Here is a 21,740-nt window from a genome sequence, read left to right as displayed (position 1 = left end):
CAAGGAGGAACTGACCCATGTCCGACCTACTCTCGATAGGCCTGTCCGGCCTCGGCACCAGCCAGACCTGGCTGACCATCACTGGGCACAACATCACCAACGTCAAGACGCCGGGCTACAGCCGCCAGGATGCCATCCAGCAGACCCAGGTCCCGCAGTTCAGCGGTGCCGGCTACATGGGCTCGGGCAGCCAGATCGTCGACGTGCGCCGCCTGGCCAGTGACTTCCTCACCGGCCAGTTGCGCAACGCCACCAGCCAGAACAGCGAGTTGAGCGCATTCCGTAGCCAGATCGAGCAGCTCGACGGCCTGTTGTCCAACACCACCACCGGCGTCAGCCCGGCCATGCAGCGCTTCTTCGCCGCACTGCAGGCCGCCGCCAACAATCCCTCCTCGACCGAAGCGCGCGAGGCAGTGCTTGCCCAGGCCGAGGGGCTGGGCAAGACCTTCAATACCCTCTATGACCAGTTGGACAAGCAGAACAGCCTGATCAACCAGCAACTGGGCGCGCTGGCTTCGCAGGTCAACCATCTGTCACAGAGCGTGGCCAGCTACAACGATGCCATCGCCAAGGCCAAGTCGGCGGGCGCGGTGCCCAACGACCTGATGGATGCGCGCGACGAAGCCGTGCGCAAGCTATCCGAGATGATCGGGGTGACCGCGGTCACCCAGGACGACAACAGCGTCAGCCTGTTCATCGGTAGCGGCCAGCCGCTGGTGGTGGGCAATACTGTGTCGACCCTGAGCGTGGTGCCCGGGCTGGATGACCCGACCCGCTACCAGGTGCAACTGAGCAACGGCAACTCCATACAGAACGTCACCGGCCTGGTGTCCGGCGGCGAGATGGGTGGCTTGCTGGCCTACCGCAACAGCGCCCTGGACAGCAGCTACAACAAGCTCGGGCAGTTGGCGATCACCCTCGCCGATACCATCAACAAGCAGTTGGGGCAGGGCCTCGACCTGGCCGGCAAGGCCGGCGCCAACCTGTTCGGCGACATCAACGATCCGGACATCACCGCGCTGCGGGTCCTGGCGAAGAACGGCAACACCGGCAATGTCCACGCCAACCTGAACATCACCGATACCAGCAAGCTGAATTCCAGCGATTTCCGCCTGGACTTCGACGGCACCAATTTCACCGCGCGGCGCCTGGGCGACGACGCAAGCATGCAGGTCACGGTCAGCGGTACCGGTCCCTACACCCTCTCGTTCAAGGATGCCAACGGCGTCGACCAGGGCTTCAACCTGACCCTCGACCAGCTCCCGGCTGCCGGCGACCGCTTCACCCTGCAGCCGACCCGGCGTGGCGCGGCGGATATCGAGGCGACGCTGAAGAATGCCTCGCAACTGGCGTTCGCCGGTACCGCGCGTACCGAATCGACCACCGAAAACCGCGGCACCGGCAAGATCGGCGCGCCGACCCTCACCAGCGGTCCGTCGCCGGTGGACCCGGCGGTGCTACAGGGCGCGTTCGGGCCCAACGGGATCAGCCTGGGCGCGACGCTCAGCGCCGACGGCAAGACCTATACCCTGTCCTCGCCGTTGCCGGCCGGCTGGAACTACGTCGACAAGGACGGTAACGCCCTGACCGGCAGCCCGACGCTGACCAGCGGCAATACCAATACCGTGCGCATGGCGTTCACCGACCCGAGCGGGCAGAAATACAGCTACGAATTCGAGCTCAGCGGCGTACCGCAGAACTCCGACAGCTTCAAGCTGGGCTTCAACGACAAGGGCATTTCCGACAACCGCAACGCTCTCAACCTGCTGGCCTTGCAGACCAAGCCGACCGTCGGCGGCACCGACAACACCGGTTCCACCTACAACGAGGCCTATGGTGGCCTGGTCGAGCGGGTCGGCACCCTGACCGCCCAGGTGCGTGCCAGCAGCGAGGCCAGCGCCACGGTGCTGAAGCAGGCCCAGGACAGCCGCGATTCGTTGTCCGGGGTGAGCCTCGACGAAGAGGCGGCCAACCTGATCCAGTTCCAGCAGTATTACGGTGCCTCGGCCCAGGTGATTCAAGTTGCCCGCACTTTGTTCGATACCCTGATTGGAGCGTTCCGTTGAGTTCTCTCGACGGGGCCTAAGCCAGCGAGACCGCCACCATGCGCATTTCCACCATCCAGGCCTTCAACAACTCGGTCAACGGGATTTCCCGCAACTACGCGGACCTGAACCGTACCTTCGAGCAGATCAGCACCGGCAAGCGCATCCTGACCCCGGCGGACGACCCGGTCGGTTCGGTACGCCTGTTGCGCCTGGACCAGGAACAGGGGTTGAACGAGCAGTACAAGACCGGCATGACCGAGGCGAAGAACAGCCTGAGCCAGGAGGAAACCATCCTCCGTTCGGTCGGCAACGTCCTCCAGCGCATCCGTGAGATCGCCGGCCAGGCCGGCGACGGCGCACTGGACTCCAACGACAAGAAGTCGCTGGCCAGCGAGTTGCGCCAGCGCGAGGACGAGTTGCTGAACCTGCTCAACAGCCGCGACGCGAGTGGCAAATACCTGTTTTCCGGGTCCCAGGGCTCGGTGCAGCCGTTCGTGCGCAACGAGGACGGCACCTACAGCTACATGGGCGACGAGAGCCAGCGCGAGGTGCAGATCGCCAGCAGCACGCGGATTCCGGTCAGCGACAGCGGCAAGGTGCTGTTCGAGGACATCGTCAACGCCGCTCGTCTCGATACCAAGGCGGCGGCTGGCAATACCGGCGACGGTCGCATCTCGGTCGGCCTGGTCGAGGACGAGCTGGCCTTCGACAGCCAGTTCCCGGCGAGCAATCCGCCTGCGGCAACCGACGGCTTCAACATCCACTTCGTCAGCGACAAGGAGTACGTGGTCTACGATCCGAAGAGCCTGCCTCCGGGCTATGACTGGACCACCTACGATCCGAATTCGCCGCCGGCCTGGCAATTGTCCAAGGGCGCCATCGACGACGACCCGAAGACCATCGACAAGGTGCTCTACGCCGGCGTCAGCGTGACGATCGACGGCACGCCGAAGGCGGGCGACGAGTTCAACGTCAACTACAAGCCGGGCAGCGAGAAGCGCAGCCTGCTGAACGTGGTGTCGGACCTGCGCAAGGCCCTGGAAAGCTCCACCGACAACCAGGCCGGCAACGACGCCATCCGCGATGCGACGGCGGTGGCCCTGACCAACCTCTCCGCCGTGGCTGCCGCCGTGGATGGCGGCCAGGGCAAGATCGGCGCGCGCCTGAATACCGTGGAAAGCACCGAGACCTTCATCGACGATGTGAAGCTGGTGAATGCGTCGGTGATGTCGCAGATCCAGGACCTGGACTACGCCGAGGCGTTGTCGCGGCTGTCGTTGCAGTCCACCATCATGGATGCCGCGCAGCAGAGCTACGTGAAGATCCAGGGGTTGAGCCTGTTCAACTACCTGAAGTGACAGTCCCTCTGTGGAACAGGGCCCATGACTCCGTCATGGGCCTTTTCGTTCGCAGGGACTGTACCTGTGTCGCTGGAGGGTATGTTCCGCAAGGTCTACGGAAACACGGGAGAATTTGTCAGAAGTTTGACTGCCGATTCGCGCCGCAGCGCCTGTGGAACAGCCAGGGGCCGCGCGACCAGGGGCTTTGACCTGCATCAAGCTCTTTGGGTACGGGCCTTGCATAGAGTGGCGTGCTCGGGTTTTTCGCCCTTTACTCGCCTGAGTATCCATTCATCAGGGCCCTACATGAACAACAAGACGATCCCGGTCACCAGCCCGCTGCTGCCGCCCCTGGAAGAGTTCATCCCCTACCTGGAAAAGATCTGGGAGAGCCGTTTCCTGACCAACGGGGGCGACATGCACCATGCGTTGGAAGAGGCCCTGTGCGAATACCTGGGGGTGAAGCACATCGTGCTCTTCGCCAACGCCACCCTGGCGCTCATCACCGCGCTGCAGGCATTGCGGGTGACCGGCGAGGTGATCACCACGCCGTACTCCTTCGTCGCCACCAGCCACGCGCTGCTGTGGAACGGGCTCAAGCCGATCTTCGTGGACATCGATCAGGACTCCATGAATCTCGACCCGTCGCGGATCGAGGCGGCGATCACCCCGCAGACCACCGCGATCCTGCCGGTGCATTGCTACGGCAACCCCTGCGATGTCGAGGCGATCCAGCGGATCGCCGATATCCACCACCTGAAGGTCATCTACGATGCCGCGCATGCCTTCGCCGTGCGCGACGCCGGCGGCAGCGTGCTGCGCCACGGCGACCTGAGCATCCTCAGCTTCCATGCCACCAAGGTGTTCAACACCTTCGAGGGCGGTGCGATCATCTGCTCGGACGAAAACACCCGGCAACGCCTCAACCACCTTAAGAATTTCGGCTTCGTCGACGAGGTCACGGTGGTCATGCCCGGCATCAACGGCAAGCTCAACGAGGTCGGCGCTGCCTTCGGGCTGCTGCAACTCAAGCACGTCGACCAGGCCCTGGAGCAGCGCAGGGAGATCGCCGAGCGCTATCGGCGCCTGCTGGCCGGCGTCCCTGGCATCCAGTGCCTCCGGCCTGGTACCCAGACCTTCGCCAACAACGCCTATTTCCCGATCCTGGTGGAAGACGATTTTCCGCTTTCGCGCGACGAGCTGTACCAGCGCCTGCGCGACAGGGATGTGCTGGTGCGGCGCTACTTCTACCCACTCATCAGCGACTTCCCCATGTACCATTCGCTGCCCTCGGCGGCGCCCGCCAATCTTCCGGTGGCGCGGTCGATTTCCTCGCGGGTGCTGTGCCTGCCGATCTATCCCGGGCTGGCCGCCGCAGACGTCGAGTTCGTCGCCGGCCTGATCGCTTCCGCCGCCATGCCGCGGCGGCGGGCATCAAGTTGAGCCCGTCGCGACCGATAACAGAATGAACAACCGCCTCACTCAGGTAGACAAGAAATGAGCCAAGCAAAATTCATCGAAGACTTCCTTTCCGCCACCGATTTCCAGAATCCCGTCGAGGTCAGCATGGACACCCAGCTCGAAGACCTGCCGGAATGGGACTCGCTGGCCGCGCTCGGGGTCATCGTCATGTTCGACATGGAATACGGCAAGACCATCACCGGCGAAGACCTGATCAAGGCTCGCACGGTGGGCGACCTCTACCAGATGCTCGGACTCTGACCATGGCCACCTCCACGCTGAAGAACGTCCGTTTCGCCGGGATGGCGACCTGCGTCCCCAAGCGCGTTATCTCCAACCTGACCGACTGCAAGCCGCAGTTGCGCGCCGAGCGCGAACGCCTGGTGCGCAACATCGGCATCGAGACGCGGCGCATGGCGCAGGAGTGGCAGTGCTTCTCCGACCTGGCCTTCGACGCCGCCGAGCGCCTGCTGGAAAGCCTGGAGTGGAAGCGCGAGGAGGTCGATGCGCTGATCGTCGTGACCCAGTCTCCCGACTACCTGGCGCCGGCTACCGCGATCATCCTCCAGGACCGCCTGGGGCTGCCGCATTCCACCGTGGCCTTCGACGTCAACCTGGGTTGCTCGGCCTATCCGTTCGCCCTCAACCTGCTGGGTTCGCTGATTGCCGCCGGCGGGGTGAAGAAGGGCCTTGTGCTGGTCGGCGACCGCGGCGCCAGTGTCAACGATCCGATCTTCTCCGACGCGGGCACCGCGACGGCGCTGGAGTTCTGCGAAGGCGCGCCGCCGATGCATTTCGACCTGAACAGCGACGGCAGCGGCTACAAGGCCATCATCCTGCCGGTAGGCGGCCATCGCGAACCGGTCGGCGTGCAGCACCTGATGCCGTTCCGTGAGGACGAGAACGACCATTGGCACCGTGCCATCGACCTGCAGCTCGACGGCACCGCCGTGCTCAGCTTCTCCACCCAGCGCGTACCGCCGGCGGTGGAAAAGCTGCTCGACTATGCCGGTGCGAGCAAGGACGAAGTGGACTACTTCGTTTTCCACCAGGCCAACCGGATGATCAACGAGACCATCCGCAAGAAGCTCGGCCTGCCGGTAGAGAAGGTGCCTTCGACCCTGCGCGACTTCGGCAACACCAGCGGCGCCTCGCTGCCGGTGACCATGACCGCGCGGATCAACCGGGAGCTCGAGGCCGGCCGCAATCGCGTGTTGCTCTGCGGCTTCGGTATCGGCCTGTCCTGGGGTACCTGCCTGGTGGATATCGAAGGGGCGAAGTTCCCCGATCTGATCGAATCCTGAGTGCCTTGAACGCGGAATCAGCCAAGTGAACGACGAGACTTCCTTCAATCCCTTCAGCCTGTCGGGCAGGCGCATCCTGGTCACCGGCGCCAGCTCCGGCCTGGGCCTGGCCATCGCGCAGAGCTGCGCGCGGATGGGCGCCGAGCTGATCGTTACCGGACGTGACCAGACCCGCCTGGATGGATGCCTGACAACCTTGCAGTCGATCTCGGAGCTGCCGCACCGTGCTGTCCAGGCCGATCTTCGGGTAGCCGAGGAGCGCGCTGCGGTGGTAGCGGCTGTCGACAGCGAAATCCATGGACTGGTGCATAGCGCCGGTATTTCCCGTCTGTGTCCAGTGCGGATGATGACCGAAGCGCACTTGCATGAAGTCCAGTCGATCAATGTCGACTCGCCGATGCTGCTTACCCAGGCGTTGCTCAAGCGCAACCTGGTAGCGCCCGGCGGTTCGATCCTGTTCATCGCTTCCATCGCCGCCCACATCGGGGTTGCCGGAGTGGGGGCATACTCGGGAACCAAGGCCGCTCTGATCGCCATGTCCCGCTGCCTGGCCATGGAAGTGGTGAAGCGCAACATCCGGGTTAACTGCCTGTCTCCATCACTGGTGGAAACACCGCTTCTGGATGCAGCCACCCAGACGGTCGGTTCGATGGACGGTCAACGCAGCAACCACCCGATGGGCTTCGGCAAGCCCGAGGATATCGCCAACGCCGCTATCTTCATGCTTTCCGATGCCAGCCGCTGGGTGACCGGCACGACCCTGGTGATGGACGGCGGCCTGACCATCAGTTGAGGACGATGCAATGAAGAGGATCATCATCCTCGGCGCCGGTGGGTTGGGGCGTCAGGTGCTGGCCCAGCTGCAGGTCGACTACGGTCACGGCATCGACTGGGTGATCGGCGGGTTTCTCGACGAGCGCGGCCCCGACGCGGTCGCGGAGTCGCTCTACTACCCGTGGCTCGGGTATCCGGAGAGCTTCGTCGCGGAGCCTGACCAACTGTTCGTCGCCGCGGTCGGCGATCCGCTCAGTCGCCAGAAGCAGGTCGCATGCCTGCTGGCGAAGGGCGCCGAGTTCGTCGCTATCCGCACCCGCTGCACCCTTGGCGTGCGGACCAGCTACGGCCCGACCTTCTTCGGCTACGACGTGAGCAGCGGCGTGGACTGCCGTATCGGCGCCTACGGTTTCATCGACCAGCAAACCATGCTCGGCCACGACGTGGTCATCGGCGACTATGTACACATCGGCCCGCGCTGCTTGCTGGCAGGCTACGTGAAGGTGGGCGATCGTGCGGTGATCAACTCCGGGGCGATGATCGCCCGCGACGTCAGTATCGGCGAAGACGCCGTGGTGGGCATGGGCGCGGTGGTGTTCAAGGACGTGGCGGCCGGACAGACCGTGGTCGGCAATCCGGCCCGGGTTATTTTCAGCAAGTGAAGGTTGTGGATGTGGACATGACTCGCCATGCGCTGGACGCAGCGCACTACACCGAGCCGCAGACGCTCGCGCTGGAGCGCGAAAGGCTGTTCGGCAGGCTCTGGATCTTCGTCGGCTTCAGTTCGATGGTGCGCGAGCGCAACCAGTTCTTCACCCGCAAGATCGCCGGCGTGCCGGTCGTGGTGCAGCGTACCGAGTCCGGCATCCGGGCCTTTCTCAACCAGTGTCCGCATCGTCTGTCGGCGATCCAGACCGAATGCACCGGCCAGCGACCGCTGGTCTGCCCGTACCATGCCTGGTCGTTCGGCGCCGAGGGGCAGCTACAGGGCATTCCGAACTCCAGTCTGTACCAATTCAGTGTCGAGGAACGGGCGCGGATCGGCTTGCGCAAGCTGCACCTGGAAGAGGTGGGGCAACTGCTGTTCGTCAACCTGGCGGACGACCCGCTGCCGCTGCGCGAGCAGTTCGACGATGGATTCCTGGAAACCTTGCGGGAGGTCTCCTCGCACCTGGATACGCGGCTGATCTACAGCTGCCACAAGGTGCGCTACAACTGGAAGCTGAACATGGAGAACGTGAAGGACTACAACCATGTTCCTTTCGTCCATCCGAAGACCTTCCTCCCGGTGATGACCGCCCCGGTGCGCGGTCTGGCACGCGAGGCTGCGGTGCCGTCCGAGGTGCTGCGCCTGCTGCAGGAAGGCGAAACGCCGGAGCTGCGTTCGCTGAGCTTCCCCACCAAGGCGCCGATCCAGCCCTACAAGAGCTGGTTCTCCGACCTCTGCGAGGGCTACGGCGACGAGCACGCCTACTACAACTGGTTCATCTACCCGAACGTGAACTTCTGCAGCGTCCGCGGCGAGCACTTCCTGCTCCAGCAGTACGATCCGGTGGCACCCGGCGAGACCGACTACCACCTGTGGATGATGACTGCCCGGCGCAAGGATCCGAAGACCGATTTCAGCGCTTTGCTGAGCACCCTGATTCGCGGCGAGCGTAACGTGATCGGCGAGGACACCCTGGTCCTGGAACGCCTCCAGGAGGGGCTGGGCGCACATTCGCCGCCGTTCATGCACGGCGACTACGAGGTGCAGCTGGTGCGCCAGCACCTGTGGTATCGCGCGCAGGTACTGGGGGAGAGGGCATGAAGCAGGCGATCATCGTCGGGGAAGGGCGCGCGCTCGAACGGGCGGACTGTACTGCGCGGGAACGGGGACTGGAACACCGGGTCCTGGAGCTGAATGCTGCGGATCGACACAACTTCGATATTGCGCCTCTGCTCGAACGCTACCCCGCTGCGGAAAGCGAAGTATTCGTGGCGCTGGACGAGCGGGCGGTGAACTACGCCCGCCACAAGCTCATCGCGGATATCCGCCTGGCGGGCTACCGGCTATTCGATATCGTCTCGCCTCAGGCCATCGTCGGCGAAGGCGTGCGACTGCTGGGCAACGTGTTCGTCGGCGCCGGTTGCGTGCTCGCTGGTCCTGCCCGCATCGGCACTGGCAGTTGGCTGGAGCTGCAGGTCCTGGTGGAGGAGGACTGCCGGGTCGGAACCTGTAGCACGCTGCTCGCTGGCGTGCAGTTGGGACGGCGAGTGGAGATCGGCCAGGGCAGCACGCTGGGTGCGGGCAGCGTCGCGCTCGCCGACACCCGGGTGGGGCGACACTGCGAATGGTTGTTGCCGGGCAGGCTTCCCCGGGAACTGCCTAATTACTCCTTTTACGATGAACTCATGCCCGATGGGGCACGCATCCTATGAGCGGGGAGCTGTCGATGATGGCGGGAAACGATATGACGCAGGCGGACTTCCTTTCGCGATGCGAACGGAGCGGATATCTATTGGTGCTGGTGCCTAGTTCCTATCTTGGAGGGGTGTTCCGCTCACAGGTGGTTGCCGGTTTGTCACAGCGTCTGCCTGGGGTTCGCCTGATTGCTGTGGACGATGTGCTTTTCGCCAGCAATAGCGTTCCCGATGGTTTCGACCAGGTGATTCCTACCGCCCAGTTGAAGGAACCATGCCACGCAGGGAAACCCGCGGTGAATTGTGCCTATTCGCTGCCTACCTGGCTGACGCTGGATCACCTGGCGAAGACTGCGCAATGCATCACCCTCGATCTGCCCGAGCTTCTCTACCTGCTGGATATTCCTTTGGTCTACCAGACCGGCGCGCTGACTCGCGAATTGGCGATGCAGCATCACGCCGAGTTCGTCTCGCTGCGCGAGCGCCTGGCCGACGAGCGAAGCCGGAAGACCCTGGAAGCCATCATGCGCCTGCGTTTGGACGGCAACCGCGCTGCGTTGCTGGACGTGTTGTGTCCGGGAGAGCAGGAATACTTTTCCCTGTACCGGGGCCCCGAGCATCCGATCGTCTTGCGAAGCGACGAGCATTACGTGGATATCGGTGCCTACGATGGCGATACGGTGAAGAAGTTCATGCTGGCGGCTCGTCATGAATATGCTTCGATCCATGCCTTCGAGCCTGATCCGGCGAATTACCGGCTCATGCATGCGTCGCTTGCTGGAAGTGTCGGTCTCCATCTGCATAACCAGGCGGTGTCCGATACCGGCGGCCATCTCGCATTCGCAGCCCACGGCACCATGGGAAGCAGGGTCGAGATAGACGGCACCGTGCAGGTGCCGTGCGTGCGGCTCGACGATGTCCTCGATGTCATGACCTTGCTGAAAATGGATGTGGAAGGCCATGAGGCACGGGTTCTGCGGGGGGCCGCGCGGCTGATCGACGAGTGCCGGCCGCGCATGGCCATCACCTGTTACCACCATGTGCAGGACCTGCTGGACATCGTCGCCGCGATCGACGGGATCGCTGCGGGAGCCCGGCTGCGCCTGCGCCATTACTCGCTGTATTTCTACGACACGATCCTCTATGTCGACTGGCCCGATGCTCTTCGTGAAGGGCGCTGACGCGCTCGTCGGAGCAGATGCTCCGCCGCGGGGAGTCGAGACCGGGAGCGGCGACACGAAGGGCCATGGCCCGGCCCTTCCGATCACCATGCGCTGCACCAATTACTCAGGAATGGCTCAATGAGCGCGAACGTTCGTGTCAGCATCGTCATGCCGACCTACAAGTTGGAGTACTTCGAGGACGCCCTCGACAGCGTGCTCGGGCAGACCTATCCGGCCCTGGAGCTGATCATCTGCGACGACAGCAGCGACGAGCGGATTGCCACGCTGGTCGAGCAGAAGCGCGCCTCCGCGGCATTCCCGATCCGCTACTTCCGCAACGAGACGCGCCTCGGCGAGCTGGGTAGCACGGCGAAAGGCATCCGCCTGGCGGAGGGCGAGTACGTCAAGTTTCTCCACGACGACGACGTGTTGCTTCCCGAGTGCGTCGAGGCGTTGGTGGGAGCGATGGAGCGCGAGCCGAACGTGGTCCTGGCCTCGTCGCGGCGGTTGCGTATCGACGAGGAAGGGCAGCCGCTGCCGGACATCCTGGCGACCTGCTTCCCGTTCGCCGGCGACGTCCTGATCGACGGTCGCGAGCTGGTCTCGTTCCTCGCCGACCACACCATCAACTTCATCGGCGAACCCAGTTGCCTGATGGCCCGGCGCGATGCGCTGCTGCAGATCTGCGAGCGCCTGATGATGCTCAACGGCCGGGCCATCGACTGGATCGGCGACCTGGCCATGTGTGCGCAGTTGCTACAGCGTGGCGACCTGGCGTTCCTGTCGCGGCCGCTGACCCGTTTCCGCGTCTCCCGCCAGCAGTTCAGCCAGATCGGGCGCGACCAGCCCGGTATCGGCGAGCAGGGCCATGCCGACTTCCGCCTGGCTATCCGCGAACTGGGTTGGTATCGCCAGGCCGCCGACAACCGCTTCGTCCGGGTGGCACCGATCACCCGCCTGGACGCCCGTGTCTTCAAGCCGGTCAACCTGCTCGCCGCGCTGAGGCGGGCGGCGGGCTTCGGTAGCGTCACGCTGTCGACCTGGCTGGAGGCGCGGCGGCCGGATGCGGTGCAGAAGGTGCTGATCGATCGATTCCTGCAGGAGCAGGGTGGTGGGCCGCGCTTCGCGGTGCTGGTGCTCGATGCCCACGGCGATACCGAGGCCGTGGAGCGTACCCTGCAGAGCCTGGAGCACGTCAATTCGTATCCACGTGTCGAGAGCCACCTGTTCGCGCCGCTGGGCACGAGTCCGCGGAACGGAGCGATGCTCTTCGATCCAGAGGTGGGGCCGGTGCCGACGATCAACCAGGCGCTTGCCCGGCTTGATACCGACTGGTTGCTCCTGGTCGAAGCGGGCGTCGAATTCACTGTCAGCGGCCTGCTGGTGGCGGCGCTGGACCTGCTGGCGGCACCGGAGAGCTGCCAGGCGGTGTACGCCGACGAACTCATGCGCCTGGATGACGGCGAGCTGGGCGCGGCGTTGCGCCCGGACCTGAATCTCGACCTTCTGCTCAGTTTCCCCGCCGGCCTGTCCCGGCACTGGTTGTTCCGCCGCGAGCCGCTGCTTGCCACGGGCGGATTCGACGAGACCGCCGGCGAGGCTTTCGAGCTGGCCTACCAGTTGCGTCTCGTCGAGCAGCGGGGCCTGGGCTGTATCGGACACATCAGCGAGCCACTGCTGTCTGGCCCAGCGCTGCGCCTGCAGGACAGCACCGCCGAGCGTGCGGCGATCGAAGGCCACCTGCGTGCCCGTGGCTACGCGCAGGCGACAGTCGGAAGCCGGCTGCCGGGGCGCTACGAGCTGGACTACGGCCACGCCGGGCAACCGCCGGTCAGCATCCTGGTGCTGGCCGGGGAGCGCCTGGCGCAGCTCCAGCGTTGCGTAGAAACCGTGCTGGAGAATACCGCCTATCCCAACTACGAGATCCTTCTGCTGGAACAGGGTGGCGAAGCGGCCGACGTTCGCGAATGGCTGCTCGCCGTCGAAGGCATGGGTGTCGAGCAGGTGCGGGTGCTGCGAGGCGATGGGCAGTTGTCCCGTGGGGCTCTGCGCAACCTGGCGGCGTCCCGGGCGCGCGGCGAATTCCTGCTCTGGCTCGATGCCGGCAGCGGCATCCTCGACAAGGACTGGCTGCAGCAGTTACTCAACCATGGCCAGCGTCCGGAAGTCGGCGCGGTAGGCGCCAAGCTCCTGGCGGCGGACGGACGGGTCTGCCACGCCGGCTGGCTGCTCGGTTTGTGCGGACCGGCCGGGCGGGCCTTCGAAGGGCGTTCGCACGAGGACGCCGGTTACCTGCAGCGCCTGCAGGTGGACCAGAACTACTCGGCGGTGGCTGGCGAATGCCTGTTGATGCGCCGCGAGTTGTTCCTCGAATTGGGCGGTTTCGACGAGGCGCTGACGCGCTGGGACGATGTCGACATCTGCCTGCGGGCGGTCCAGGCGGGCTACCTGAACGTATGGACGCCGCGTGCGCGGCTGTTGCTCGATGCGCCTGCCACGACGGCGGCGAGCGTCGAGGAAGAAGATGCGCTGTACGCGCGCTGGCTACCGTTGTTGGCACGCGATCCCGCCTATAACCCGGGCTTTTCGTTGCAGGCCGAAGGCGGTTTCAAGCTGGCCGACCCGCAGCTGGCCTGGCGCCCGTTGCAGGGGTGGCGGCCCTTGCCCACTGTCCTGGCGCACCCCGCCGACCTGTTCGGCTGCGGCCATTACCGGGTGATCCAGCCGTTCAGCGCGTTGCGCGAGTCGGCATCCATCGATGGCGCGCTGTCGATCGGCCTGATGCACGTGGCCGATCTGGAGCGCTACGACCCGGACGTACTGGTGCTGCAGCGCCAGGTCGGCGAGGAGCGTCTCGAGGCCATGCGGCGGATGCAGGCGTTCTCGCGAGCCTTCAAGGTCTACGAGCTGGACGACTATCTGCCCAACGTGCCCCTCAAGAGCGCCCATCGCCAGCACCTGCCGAAGGACATCCTGCGCACGTTGCGTCGCGGGCTGGGTTACGTCGACCGCTTCGTGGTGTCGACGCCGGCCCTGGCAGAGGCCTTCGCCGGTCTCCACCCGGATATCCGGGTGATCGAGAACCGCCTGCCGGTGGGGTGGTGGCAGGGGCTGCGGGCGCAGCGGCGGCGCGGCGAGCGGCCACGTGTCGGTTGGGCGGGCGGCTCGAGCCATACCGGCGATCTGGAACTGATCGCCGATGTGGTCCGGGAACTGGCCGACGAAGTCGACTGGGTGTTCTTCGGCATGTGCCCGCCGTCCATCCGTCCCTTCGTCAGGGAAGTGCATGCGGGGGTGCCTATCGAACGCTATCCGCGGGCATTGGCGGCTCTCGATCTCGACCTGGCGCTGGCGCCGGTGGAGCAGAACCTGTTCAACGAGTGCAAGAGCAATCTGCGCCTGCTGGAATACGGCGCCTGCGGTTTCCCGGTGGTCTGCAGCGACGTGCGCTGCTACCAGGACGATCTGCCGGTGACGCGGGTGAAGAACCGTTTCCGCGACTGGGTGGACGCGATCCGCATGCATACCCGCGACCTGGATGCCGCGGCCAGGGCAGGGGATCACCTGCGCGAACGGGTGCTGGCGGATTGGATGCTCGACGGCGAGCGTTTGCGCGCCTGGTATCGTGCCTGGATGCCGGACTGAGCGGCCGGCGGGGCTTTCCGTCGCGCTGTCCGCAGCGCTTGGGAGGCCTTGCGCGAACCCCTCCGACGGGGACGATGCATGAAAAACGAGGATGGTCAAAAAAAAACCTAAAGCTCCCCAGGGAAGCGCCGATAAAGATCACGAATGCGAACTTTAGGGGTGCCTGGGCGATGCCCACCCGAGGTCGCAAGCTCAGGCAAACATATCGTCCTTGGAGGGCATCAAGATGGCCTTGACCGTCAACACCAACATCGCTTCGCTGAACACTCAGCGGAACCTGAACAACTCTTCCGCGTCGCTGAACACTTCGCTGCAGCGTCTGTCCACCGGTTCGCGCATCAACAGCGCCAAGGACGACGCCGCCGGCCTGCAGATCGCCAACCGTCTGACCAGCCAGGTCAACGGCCTGAACGTGGCTACCAAGAACGCCAACGATGGTATCTCCCTGGCGCAGACCGCTGAAGGCGCCCTGCAGCAGTCGACCAACATCCTGCAGCGTATGCGTGACCTGTCCCTGCAGTCGGCCAACGGCTCCAACAGCGACTCCGAGCGTACCGCTCTGAATGGCGAAGTGAAGCAACTGCAGAAAGAACTGGATCGTATCAGCAACACCACCACCTTCGGTGGCCGCAAGCTGCTCGACGGTTCCTTCGGCGTCGCCAGCTTCCAGGTGGGTTCGGCCGCCAACGAAATCATCAGCGTCGGCATCGACGAGATGAGCGCAGAGTCGCTGAACGGCACCTACTTCACGGCTAATGGCGGCGGTGCGGTCACTGCTGCAACCGCTTCGGGCACCGTCGACATCGCGATCGGCATCACTGGCGGCAGCGCCGTGAACGTCAAGGTCGACATGAAGGGCAACGAAACCGCCGAGCAGGCGGCTGCCAAGATCGCCGCTGCGGTCAACGACGCCAACGTCGGCATCGGTGCCTTCACCGACGGCGCGCAGATCAGCTACGTGTCCAAGGCTAGTGCGGATGGTACTACCAGTGCGGTTTCCGGCGTAGCCATCACCGACACCGGCAGCACCGGCGCAGGCACCGCGGCAGGCACCACGACGTTCACCGAGGCTAACGACACCGTCGCCAAGATCGACATCTCCACCGCGAAGGGCGCTCAGTCCGCCGTGCTGGTGATCGACGAGGCGATCAAGCAGATCGACGCCCAGCGTGCCGACCTCGGTGCGGTGCAGAACCGCTTCGACAACACCATCAACAACCTGAAGAACATCGGTGAGAACGTATCGGCTGCTCGCGGCCGGATCGAAGACACCGACTTCGCAGCCGAAACCGCCAACCTGACCAAGAACCAAGTGCTGCAACAAGCCGGCACCGCGATCCTGGCCCAGGCCAACCAGCTGCCGCAGTCGGTTCTGAGCCTGCTGCGCTAAGCTTCGGCGAGGTCAAGGTGAAGTCACGAGGGGGAGCGCTGGCGCGCTTCCCCTCGTATCTCATTGAGAGGTAGCGACGATGGACGTCAGCAATGTCAACAATTCGACGGCTGCTCCGGTAATCCGGCTGTTCGGCTCGGCGTCTTCTTCCGATGGCGCACGCCCGGCCGGCCAGGCCGGCGAGGCGGCCGCCAGCGCAAGCGCGCAACGGACGGGCGACGTCAGGATGGGCGACAAGGAGCAACGCGCTGCGGTCGAGGAGGCGGTTTCCTCCATCGAGAAGTTCACCCAGAGCATCCGCCGTGATCTGAGTTTCAGCCTGGACGACTCCACGGGGCGGGTAGTGGTCAAGGTGACCGATTCGACTTCCGGAGAAGTCATCCGGCAAATCCCTTCCGAAGAGGCCCTGCGCCTGGCAGAGCGACTGGACGAAGCGCGCAGCCTGCTGTTCAAGGCGGAAGCCTGAGCGGAATTGGCACGTCTTTTGACTGTCTGTTGGAATTGGAAGGACAAAGCGTCAATGAGCTGACGAGGTGAAGCAAGATGGCGAACAGTACGACGATCAACGGCTACAACTCGGGCCTTGATATCAAGAACATCGTTTCCACCCTGGTGGCGGCCGAGAAGGCGCCGAAGGAGGCGCAGCTCAAGCGCCTGGAAAGCGACACCACCGCCAAGTTCACCGGCATCGGCCAGCTCAAGAGCGCGATCTCCGACCTGCAGACCATCCTCAAGGAGCTGAACAAGCCCGAGCTGTTCCAGAAGCGCTCGGCGAGCACCAGCGACGAGAAGTTCGCCACCGCCACCGCCACCAAGGACGCCCTGCCGGGTATCTACAAGCTCGAAGTGACCCAGCTGGCCAGCGTCAGCAAGGTGGCCACCGCGTCGTTTGCCGATGGCTACAAGACCACTTCCGGTGGCACCCTGACCATCAAGCAGGGCGCCGACGATGCCGGCGTCACGGTAAACGTCGCGGCGGGCGCGACCCTCGCCGAAGTGCGCGACTCGCTCAACGCGCAGCTGAAGGACAAGGGCATCAGCGCCAACATCGTCAACAACCCTGGAGACGGAACCTCGCGACTGGTCTTCACCGGCAAGGATTCCGGCGCCGGCAAGGACGTGTTCGTCCAGGGCAGTTCCGGCCTGGAGAACTTCAACATCGGCAGCGTCGGCGCCGATGGCAAGCTGACCCTGTCCCAGTTGGACGGTACGTCCTCCAGCAGCAGCGGCTATATCACCCAGGCGAAGAATGCCAAGTTCAGCATCGACGGCCTGACCCTGGAAAGTCCGACCAATACGGTCGACAAGGTCATCAACGGCGTCACCTTCGAGCTGAAGACGGTCACCGACACCAACAAGCCGATCACCATCTCGGTCGAGCAGGACCGTGGCGGCGTCAAGGACAACATCAAGAAGTTCGTCGAGGCCTACAACAAGCTGGTCGGCGTGACTTCGGAACTGACCGGCGTGACCAAGGTGGGCGACGACAAGGCTCCCGTGGTCGGTGCCTTGGTCGGTGACAGCAGCGTGCGCAACCTGCTCACCACCATGCGCAACGAGATGGTCCAGCCGGGGCAAGGTACCGATGTTCGCATGCTCGCCGACATGGGTATCACCACCAAGAAAGACGGCACCCTGGAGATCGACGACAAGAAACTCGACAAGGTTCTGAAGGACAAGTTCGAGTCGGTTTCCGCTCTGTTCACCGGCGATACCGGCCTGATGAAGCGTCTCGACGACAAGCTCACGCCTTACACCCAGACCGGCGGCGTGCTCCAGCAGCGCCTGGATGGATTGCAGGACACCATCAAGTCGGTGGATACCCAGCGCCAAGCGCTCGATCGCCGGGTCGAGCAGTTGCAGGATCGTTTGCTCAAGCAGTTCACCGCCATGGACCAGTTGATCGGCCAGCTCAACCAGACCAGCGGACGCATGGCCCAGGCTCTTAGCAGCCTGCCTGGCCTTGTGAAGAAAAGCTGATGTCGCGCCCTATCGATACCTACCGGCAGGTAGGCAGCGCACAGGACGTCCCGCCCTACCAGGTGGCCAAGCTGCTGCTGGACGGCGCGCTCGAACGCATCGCCCTGGCCCGGCGCGCGGTGCTGGAGCGCAACCCGGCGCTGCGCGGCGAAGCGGTAGGCACCACGTTGTCGATCATCGGCGCCTTGCAGGCTGGCCTCGATCACCAGCAGGGCGGCGAGATAGCCGGCAATCTGGATGCGTTGTACGACTACATGACCCGTCGCCTGGCTGGTGTCGCGCTGGACGACACACCGCGTCCGCTGGACGAGGTCGAGGCGCTGCTGGGCCAGATCAAGCAGGCCTGGGATGCCATTGGCAGCGTCGAAGCGCAGGGCGAAGACAGCGAACGGCGCTAAAGAATCGCGGTAGCCGACCGATATAGAGCGTATCAGTCACCGAACAAGGCAACCGTCGATGAACGCAATGGCAGCCATGCGGCAATACCAGAATGTCAGTACCCAGGCTCAGGCTATCGATGCCAGCCCGCATCGCCTGATCCAGATGCTGATGGAAGGCGGCCTGACCCGGATGGCGCAGGCCCGCGGAGCCCTGGAGCGCGGCGAAGTGGCGCTGAAGGGCGAGCTGATCGGCAAGGCCATCGCCATCGTCGGTGGCCTGCGCGAAGGGCTCGACTTCGAGGCGGGCGGCGAGCTGGCAGTCAACCTCGACCGCCTTTACGCCTACATGTCGATGCGCCTGACGGAAGCCAACTTGAAGAACGACGCGGGCAAGCTCGAGGAAGTTTCCGAGCTGTTGCGCAACATCAAATCCGGTTGGGATGCGATTGCCCCCTGAGAGGCATCCCCAGAGGGACCAAGCAATGAGTGCAGCTGTACAGATCCTTGAAGAAACCGGTAGCGCCCTGCGCGTTGCCCTGGCCAGCCAGAACTGGGAGGCCATCGGTGAACTCGACCAGCGTTGCCGCCAGGCCGTCGACGAGGCGATGCTCGATGTACAGGACGAAGCCACCTTGCGGGCGCGGATGGAAGAGCTGCTGGCGCTGTATCGCGAGCTGATCGATGTCTGCCAGGGCGAGCAGCGCAAGCTGGCCACCGATCTGATCCAGCTGAATCAGTCGAAGCAAGGCGCCAAGGTCTACCAGATGTTCGGATAAGTTTTTCATGGCTTTGTGCCGTTACTTTGGCGCAAGGCTTTTCGGAAAAATTTACATATCCCCAAAAACCCCTGCCAGTACTGCTTTCCATGCGGTCTGTAGGGGTTTTTTATTGCCTCTCCCTGTCGGAAACAGCAAAAAAAACACGCCATAAAATTGACTAATCGTTCACATTTGACTTAACTAGTGGCCAAATGCTGGCTGCTTATTAGAAATAGGCATTAGTCCCAGCCCTCTTTCGGGTCGAGCGAGACCCATTCGATGCAAGGCAGCTGATCAAAATGTGGCGCGAAACCAAACTCTTGCTGATTGACGACAATCTCGATCGCAGTCGCGACCTGGCAGTCATTCTCAACTTCCTCGGCGAAGATCAGCTGACCTGCAACAGCGAGGATTGGCGAGAGGTAGCGGCGGGCCTGAGCAACAGTCGCGAAGCCCTGTGCGTGCTGCTCGGCAGCGTCGAGTCGAAGGGCGGGGCGGTAGAGCTGCTGAAGCAACTGGCCAGTTGGGACGAGTACCTGCCGATCCTGCTGATCGGCGAGCCGGCCCCGGCCGACTGGCCGGAGGAGCTGCGCCGCCGGGTGCTCGCCAGCCTGGAGATGCCGCCCAGCTACAACAAGCTGCTCGATTCCCTGCATCGCGCCCAGGTCTACCGCGAGATGTACGACCAGGCCCGCGAGCGCGGCCGCTCCCGCGAGCCGAACCTGTTCCGCAGCCTGGTCGGCACCAGCCGGGCGATCCAGCAGGTGCGGCAGATGATGCAGCAGGTCGCCGATACCGATGCCAGCGTGCTGATCCTCGGCGAGTCCGGCACCGGCAAGGAAGTGGTGGCGCGCAACCTGCATTACCATTCCAAGCGCCGCGAGGGGCCCTTCGTCCCGGTGAACTGCGGGGCGATCCCGGCGGAACTGCTGGAAAGCGAACTGTTCGGCCACGAGAAGGGCGCCTTCACCGGTGCCATCACCAGTCGTGCCGGACGCTTCGAGCTGGCCAACGGCGGCACCCTGTTCCTCGACGAGATCGGCGACATGCCGCTGCCGATGCAGGTCAAGCTGCTGCGCGTGCTGCAGGAGCGCACCTTCGAAAGGGTCGGCAGCAACAAGACGCAGAACGTCGACGTGCGGATCATCGCCGCGACCCACAAGAACCTCGAGAAGATGATCGAGGACGGCACTTTCCGCGAAGACCTCTACTACCGCCTCAACGTATTCCCCATCGAGATGGCGCCGCTGCGCGAGCGGGTGGAAGACATCGCACTGCTGCTCAACGAACTGATCTCGCGGATGGAGCACGAGAAGCGCGGGTCGATCCGCTTCAACTCGGCGGCGATCATGTCGCTCTGCCGCCACGACTGGCCGGGCAACGTCCGCGAACTGGCGAACCTGGTGGAGCGCCTGGCGATCATGCATCCCTACGGGGTGATCGGGGTCGGCGAACTGCCGAAGAAATTCCGCCATGTCGACGACGAGGACGAGCAACTCGCCAGCAGCCTGCGCGAAGAGCTGGAAGAGCGCGCGGCGATCAACGCCGGGCTGCCGGGAATGGACGCGCCGGCGATGCTGCCGGCCGAAGGCCTGGACCTCAAGGACTACCTGGCCAACCTCGAGCAGGGCCTGATCCAGCAGGCCCTCGACGACGCCGGCGGAGTGGTCGCGCGGGCCGCCGAACGCCTGCGCATCCGTCGCACCACGCTGGTGGAGAAGATGCGCAAGTACGGCATGAGCCGGCGCGACGACGACCTGTCGGATGATTGACAGGTCGTTTCGCAACGCTTTGATTTTCAAATGAAAAAAATTTAGGCACGGGTATTGCTATATCTCCGTCGACCGACAGAACCATGACGTCGCGCCGACCGAGAGAAACGCAATGCAACCAGCCCTCAACGCCTTCACCGAGCAGCCAGCCGATACGGCCGAGGCCACCAGCCGCGCCGGCCTCGAGCAGGCCTTCGCGCTGTTCAACCAGATGTCCAGCCAGCTCAGCGAGTCCTACAGCCTGCTGGAGGAGCGCGTTACCGAGCTGAAAGGGCAACTGGCCCTGGTCAGCGCGCAGCGCATGGAGGAGCTGGCGGAAAAGGAGCGCCTGGCCAACCGCTTGCAGAGCCTGCTCGACCTGCTTCCCGGCGGCGTCATCGTCATCGATGCCCATGGTGTGGTCCGCGAGGCCAACCCGGCGGCCCTGGGCCTGCTTGGCGAACCGTTGGTGGGCATGCTCTGGCGCGAGGTGATCGCCCGCTGCTTCGCTCCGCGCGAGGATGACGGCCACGAGATTTCCCTGCGCGACGGACGTCGCCTGTCCATCGCCACCCGCTCGCTGAACGGCGAACCGGGTCAACTGATCCTGCTCAACGACCTTACCGATACCCGCCGTCTCCAGGAGCAACTGGCGCGCCACGAGCGCCTGTCGGCGCTGGGGCGGATGGTCGCCTCGCTGGCCCACCAGATCCGCACGCCGTTGTCGGCGGCGTTGCTCTATGCCGGGCACCTCAGCGAGCAGGCGCTGCCGACCGACCAGCAGCAACGCTTCGCCGGGCGCCTGAAGGAGCGCCTGCACGAACTGGAGCATCAGGTACGCGACATGCTGGTGTTCGCCCGCGGCGAGCTGCCACTGACCGACCGGGTGGCGCCGAAGGCGCTGTTCGACAGCCTGCGCGCGGCGGCCGAAGTCCATGTCCAGGGGCTCCAGGTGCGTTGGCAGTGCGAGGCGCGCGGCGGCGAGCTGCTGTGCAATCGCGACACCCTGGTGGGCACCGTGCTCAACCTGGTGGAGAACGCGATCCAGGCCTGCGGGCCCGAACTGCGCCTGAAGGTGCATCTCTATGCCCGCGCCGACAGCCTGCGCCTCAGCGTCAGCGACAACGGACCGGGCATGGACCCGGCGACCCTGGCGCGCCTGGGCGAACCCTTCTTCACCACCAAGACCACCGGTACCGGGCTCGGCCTGGCGGTGGTCAAGGCCGTGGCGCGCGCCCACCAGGGGCAATTGCAGTTGCGCTCTCGGCCGGGGCGCGGCACCTGCGCCACCTTGATCCTGCCGCTGATTCCGGCGGCGCCTCTTTCTGCGATTCAGGAGTAAC

General features: G+C 64.3%; 19 protein-coding genes. All 19 read left to right on the top strand.

Annotation, left to right across the window (positions count from 1 at the left end):
* The first annotated feature begins 17 nt into the window (after positions 1–17).
* Positions 18–2,066 (top strand): flagellar hook-associated protein FlgK, encoded by a 2,049-nt coding sequence (flgK, locus tag HMPREF2924_RS19555; protein WP_003133935.1) that lies wholly within the window; start codon positions 18–20, stop codon positions 2,064–2,066.
* Positions 2,067–2,104: 38 nt separating this feature from the next.
* Positions 2,105–3,406: a flagellar hook-associated protein FlgL gene (gene flgL, locus HMPREF2924_RS19550; RefSeq protein ID WP_003086414.1), complete on the top strand. Its 1,302-nt coding sequence runs from the start codon at positions 2,105–2,107 to the stop codon at positions 3,404–3,406.
* A 288-nt stretch (positions 3,407–3,694) separates the two neighbouring features.
* Entirely contained in the window at positions 3,695–4,831 is a 1,137-nt protein-coding gene (locus HMPREF2924_RS19545; protein WP_003086416.1) for a DegT/DnrJ/EryC1/StrS family aminotransferase, read from the top strand.
* Between the two features lie 54 nt (positions 4,832–4,885).
* Positions 4,886–5,110 carry an acyl carrier protein gene (locus HMPREF2924_RS19540; RefSeq protein ID WP_003086419.1) on the top strand — a complete coding sequence of 75 codons (225 nt, stop codon included), beginning with the start codon at positions 4,886–4,888 and terminating at the stop codon, positions 5,108–5,110.
* Between the two features lie 2 nt (positions 5,111–5,112).
* A complete protein-coding gene (locus HMPREF2924_RS19535; protein WP_003086420.1) occupies positions 5,113–6,153 on the top strand; it encodes a ketoacyl-ACP synthase III in 1,041 nt (346 codons plus the stop codon).
* 25 nt (positions 6,154–6,178) lie between these two features.
* Positions 6,179–6,946, top strand: a complete 768-nt coding sequence (locus HMPREF2924_RS19530) for an SDR family NAD(P)-dependent oxidoreductase (protein ID WP_003086422.1) — start codon at positions 6,179–6,181, stop codon at positions 6,944–6,946.
* A 10-nt stretch (positions 6,947–6,956) separates the two neighbouring features.
* Positions 6,957–7,589 (top strand): acetyltransferase, encoded by a 633-nt coding sequence (locus HMPREF2924_RS19525; RefSeq protein ID WP_003086423.1) that lies wholly within the window; start codon positions 6,957–6,959, stop codon positions 7,587–7,589.
* Between the two features lie 17 nt (positions 7,590–7,606).
* Positions 7,607–8,737 (top strand): aromatic ring-hydroxylating oxygenase subunit alpha, encoded by a 1,131-nt coding sequence (locus HMPREF2924_RS19520; RefSeq protein WP_023094835.1) that lies wholly within the window; start codon positions 7,607–7,609, stop codon positions 8,735–8,737.
* Positions 8,734–9,348 carry an LbetaH domain-containing protein gene (locus HMPREF2924_RS19515; RefSeq protein WP_003133931.1) on the top strand — a complete coding sequence of 205 codons (615 nt, stop codon included), beginning with the start codon at positions 8,734–8,736 and terminating at the stop codon, positions 9,346–9,348. Before HMPREF2924_RS19520 ends, HMPREF2924_RS19515 begins: the two co-directional genes overlap by 4 nt.
* Positions 9,345–10,511, top strand: a complete 1,167-nt coding sequence (locus HMPREF2924_RS19510) for an FkbM family methyltransferase (RefSeq protein WP_077565757.1) — start codon at positions 9,345–9,347, stop codon at positions 10,509–10,511. The genes HMPREF2924_RS19515 and HMPREF2924_RS19510 overlap by 4 nt, the downstream gene beginning before the upstream one ends.
* A gap of 120 nt (positions 10,512–10,631) precedes the next feature.
* Positions 10,632–14,138: a glycosyltransferase gene (locus HMPREF2924_RS19505; protein ID WP_023094833.1), complete on the top strand. Its 3,507-nt coding sequence runs from the start codon at positions 10,632–10,634 to the stop codon at positions 14,136–14,138.
* A gap of 226 nt (positions 14,139–14,364) precedes the next feature.
* A complete protein-coding gene (locus HMPREF2924_RS19500; RefSeq protein WP_003133926.1) occupies positions 14,365–15,528 on the top strand; it encodes a flagellin in 1,164 nt (387 codons plus the stop codon).
* A 79-nt stretch (positions 15,529–15,607) separates the two neighbouring features.
* Positions 15,608–15,994 (top strand): flagellar protein FlaG, encoded by a 387-nt coding sequence (locus HMPREF2924_RS19495; RefSeq protein WP_003086436.1) that lies wholly within the window; start codon positions 15,608–15,610, stop codon positions 15,992–15,994.
* Positions 15,995–16,071: 77 nt separating this feature from the next.
* A complete protein-coding gene (gene fliD, locus HMPREF2924_RS19490) occupies positions 16,072–17,508 on the top strand; it encodes a flagellar filament capping protein FliD (protein ID WP_003133924.1) in 1,437 nt (478 codons plus the stop codon).
* Positions 17,508–17,906, top strand: coding sequence for a flagellar export chaperone FliS (gene fliS, locus HMPREF2924_RS19485; protein ID WP_023094832.1), 399 nt, complete (start codon positions 17,508–17,510; stop codon positions 17,904–17,906). The genes fliD and fliS (HMPREF2924_RS19485) overlap by 1 nt, the downstream gene beginning before the upstream one ends.
* A 58-nt stretch (positions 17,907–17,964) precedes the next feature.
* Positions 17,965–18,345, top strand: a complete 381-nt coding sequence (gene fliS, locus HMPREF2924_RS19480) for a flagellar export chaperone FliS (protein WP_009315446.1) — start codon at positions 17,965–17,967, stop codon at positions 18,343–18,345.
* A 25-nt stretch (positions 18,346–18,370) separates the two neighbouring features.
* Entirely contained in the window at positions 18,371–18,664 is a 294-nt protein-coding gene (locus tag HMPREF2924_RS19475) for a flagellar protein FliT (RefSeq protein ID WP_003086445.1), read from the top strand.
* 281 nt (positions 18,665–18,945) lie between these two features.
* The gene (gene fleQ, locus HMPREF2924_RS19470; protein WP_003086448.1) at positions 18,946–20,418 is read left to right on the top strand and encodes a transcriptional regulator FleQ; all 1,473 of its coding nucleotides are present in this window, start codon (positions 18,946–18,948) and stop codon (positions 20,416–20,418) included.
* A 112-nt stretch (positions 20,419–20,530) separates the two neighbouring features.
* A complete protein-coding gene (fleS, locus tag HMPREF2924_RS19465; RefSeq protein WP_003086450.1) occupies positions 20,531–21,739 on the top strand; it encodes a sensor histidine kinase FleS in 1,209 nt (402 codons plus the stop codon).
* The last annotated feature ends 1 nt before the right edge of the window (position 21,740 follow it).

It is taken from the genome of Pseudomonas sp. HMSC063H08, from assembly GCF_001813645.1.
Lineage (GTDB): Bacteria > Pseudomonadota > Gammaproteobacteria > Pseudomonadales > Pseudomonadaceae > Pseudomonas > Pseudomonas aeruginosa.
The sequence above is the reverse complement of the archived record's forward strand: the minus strand, read 5'-3'. Positions and strand labels throughout refer to the sequence as shown.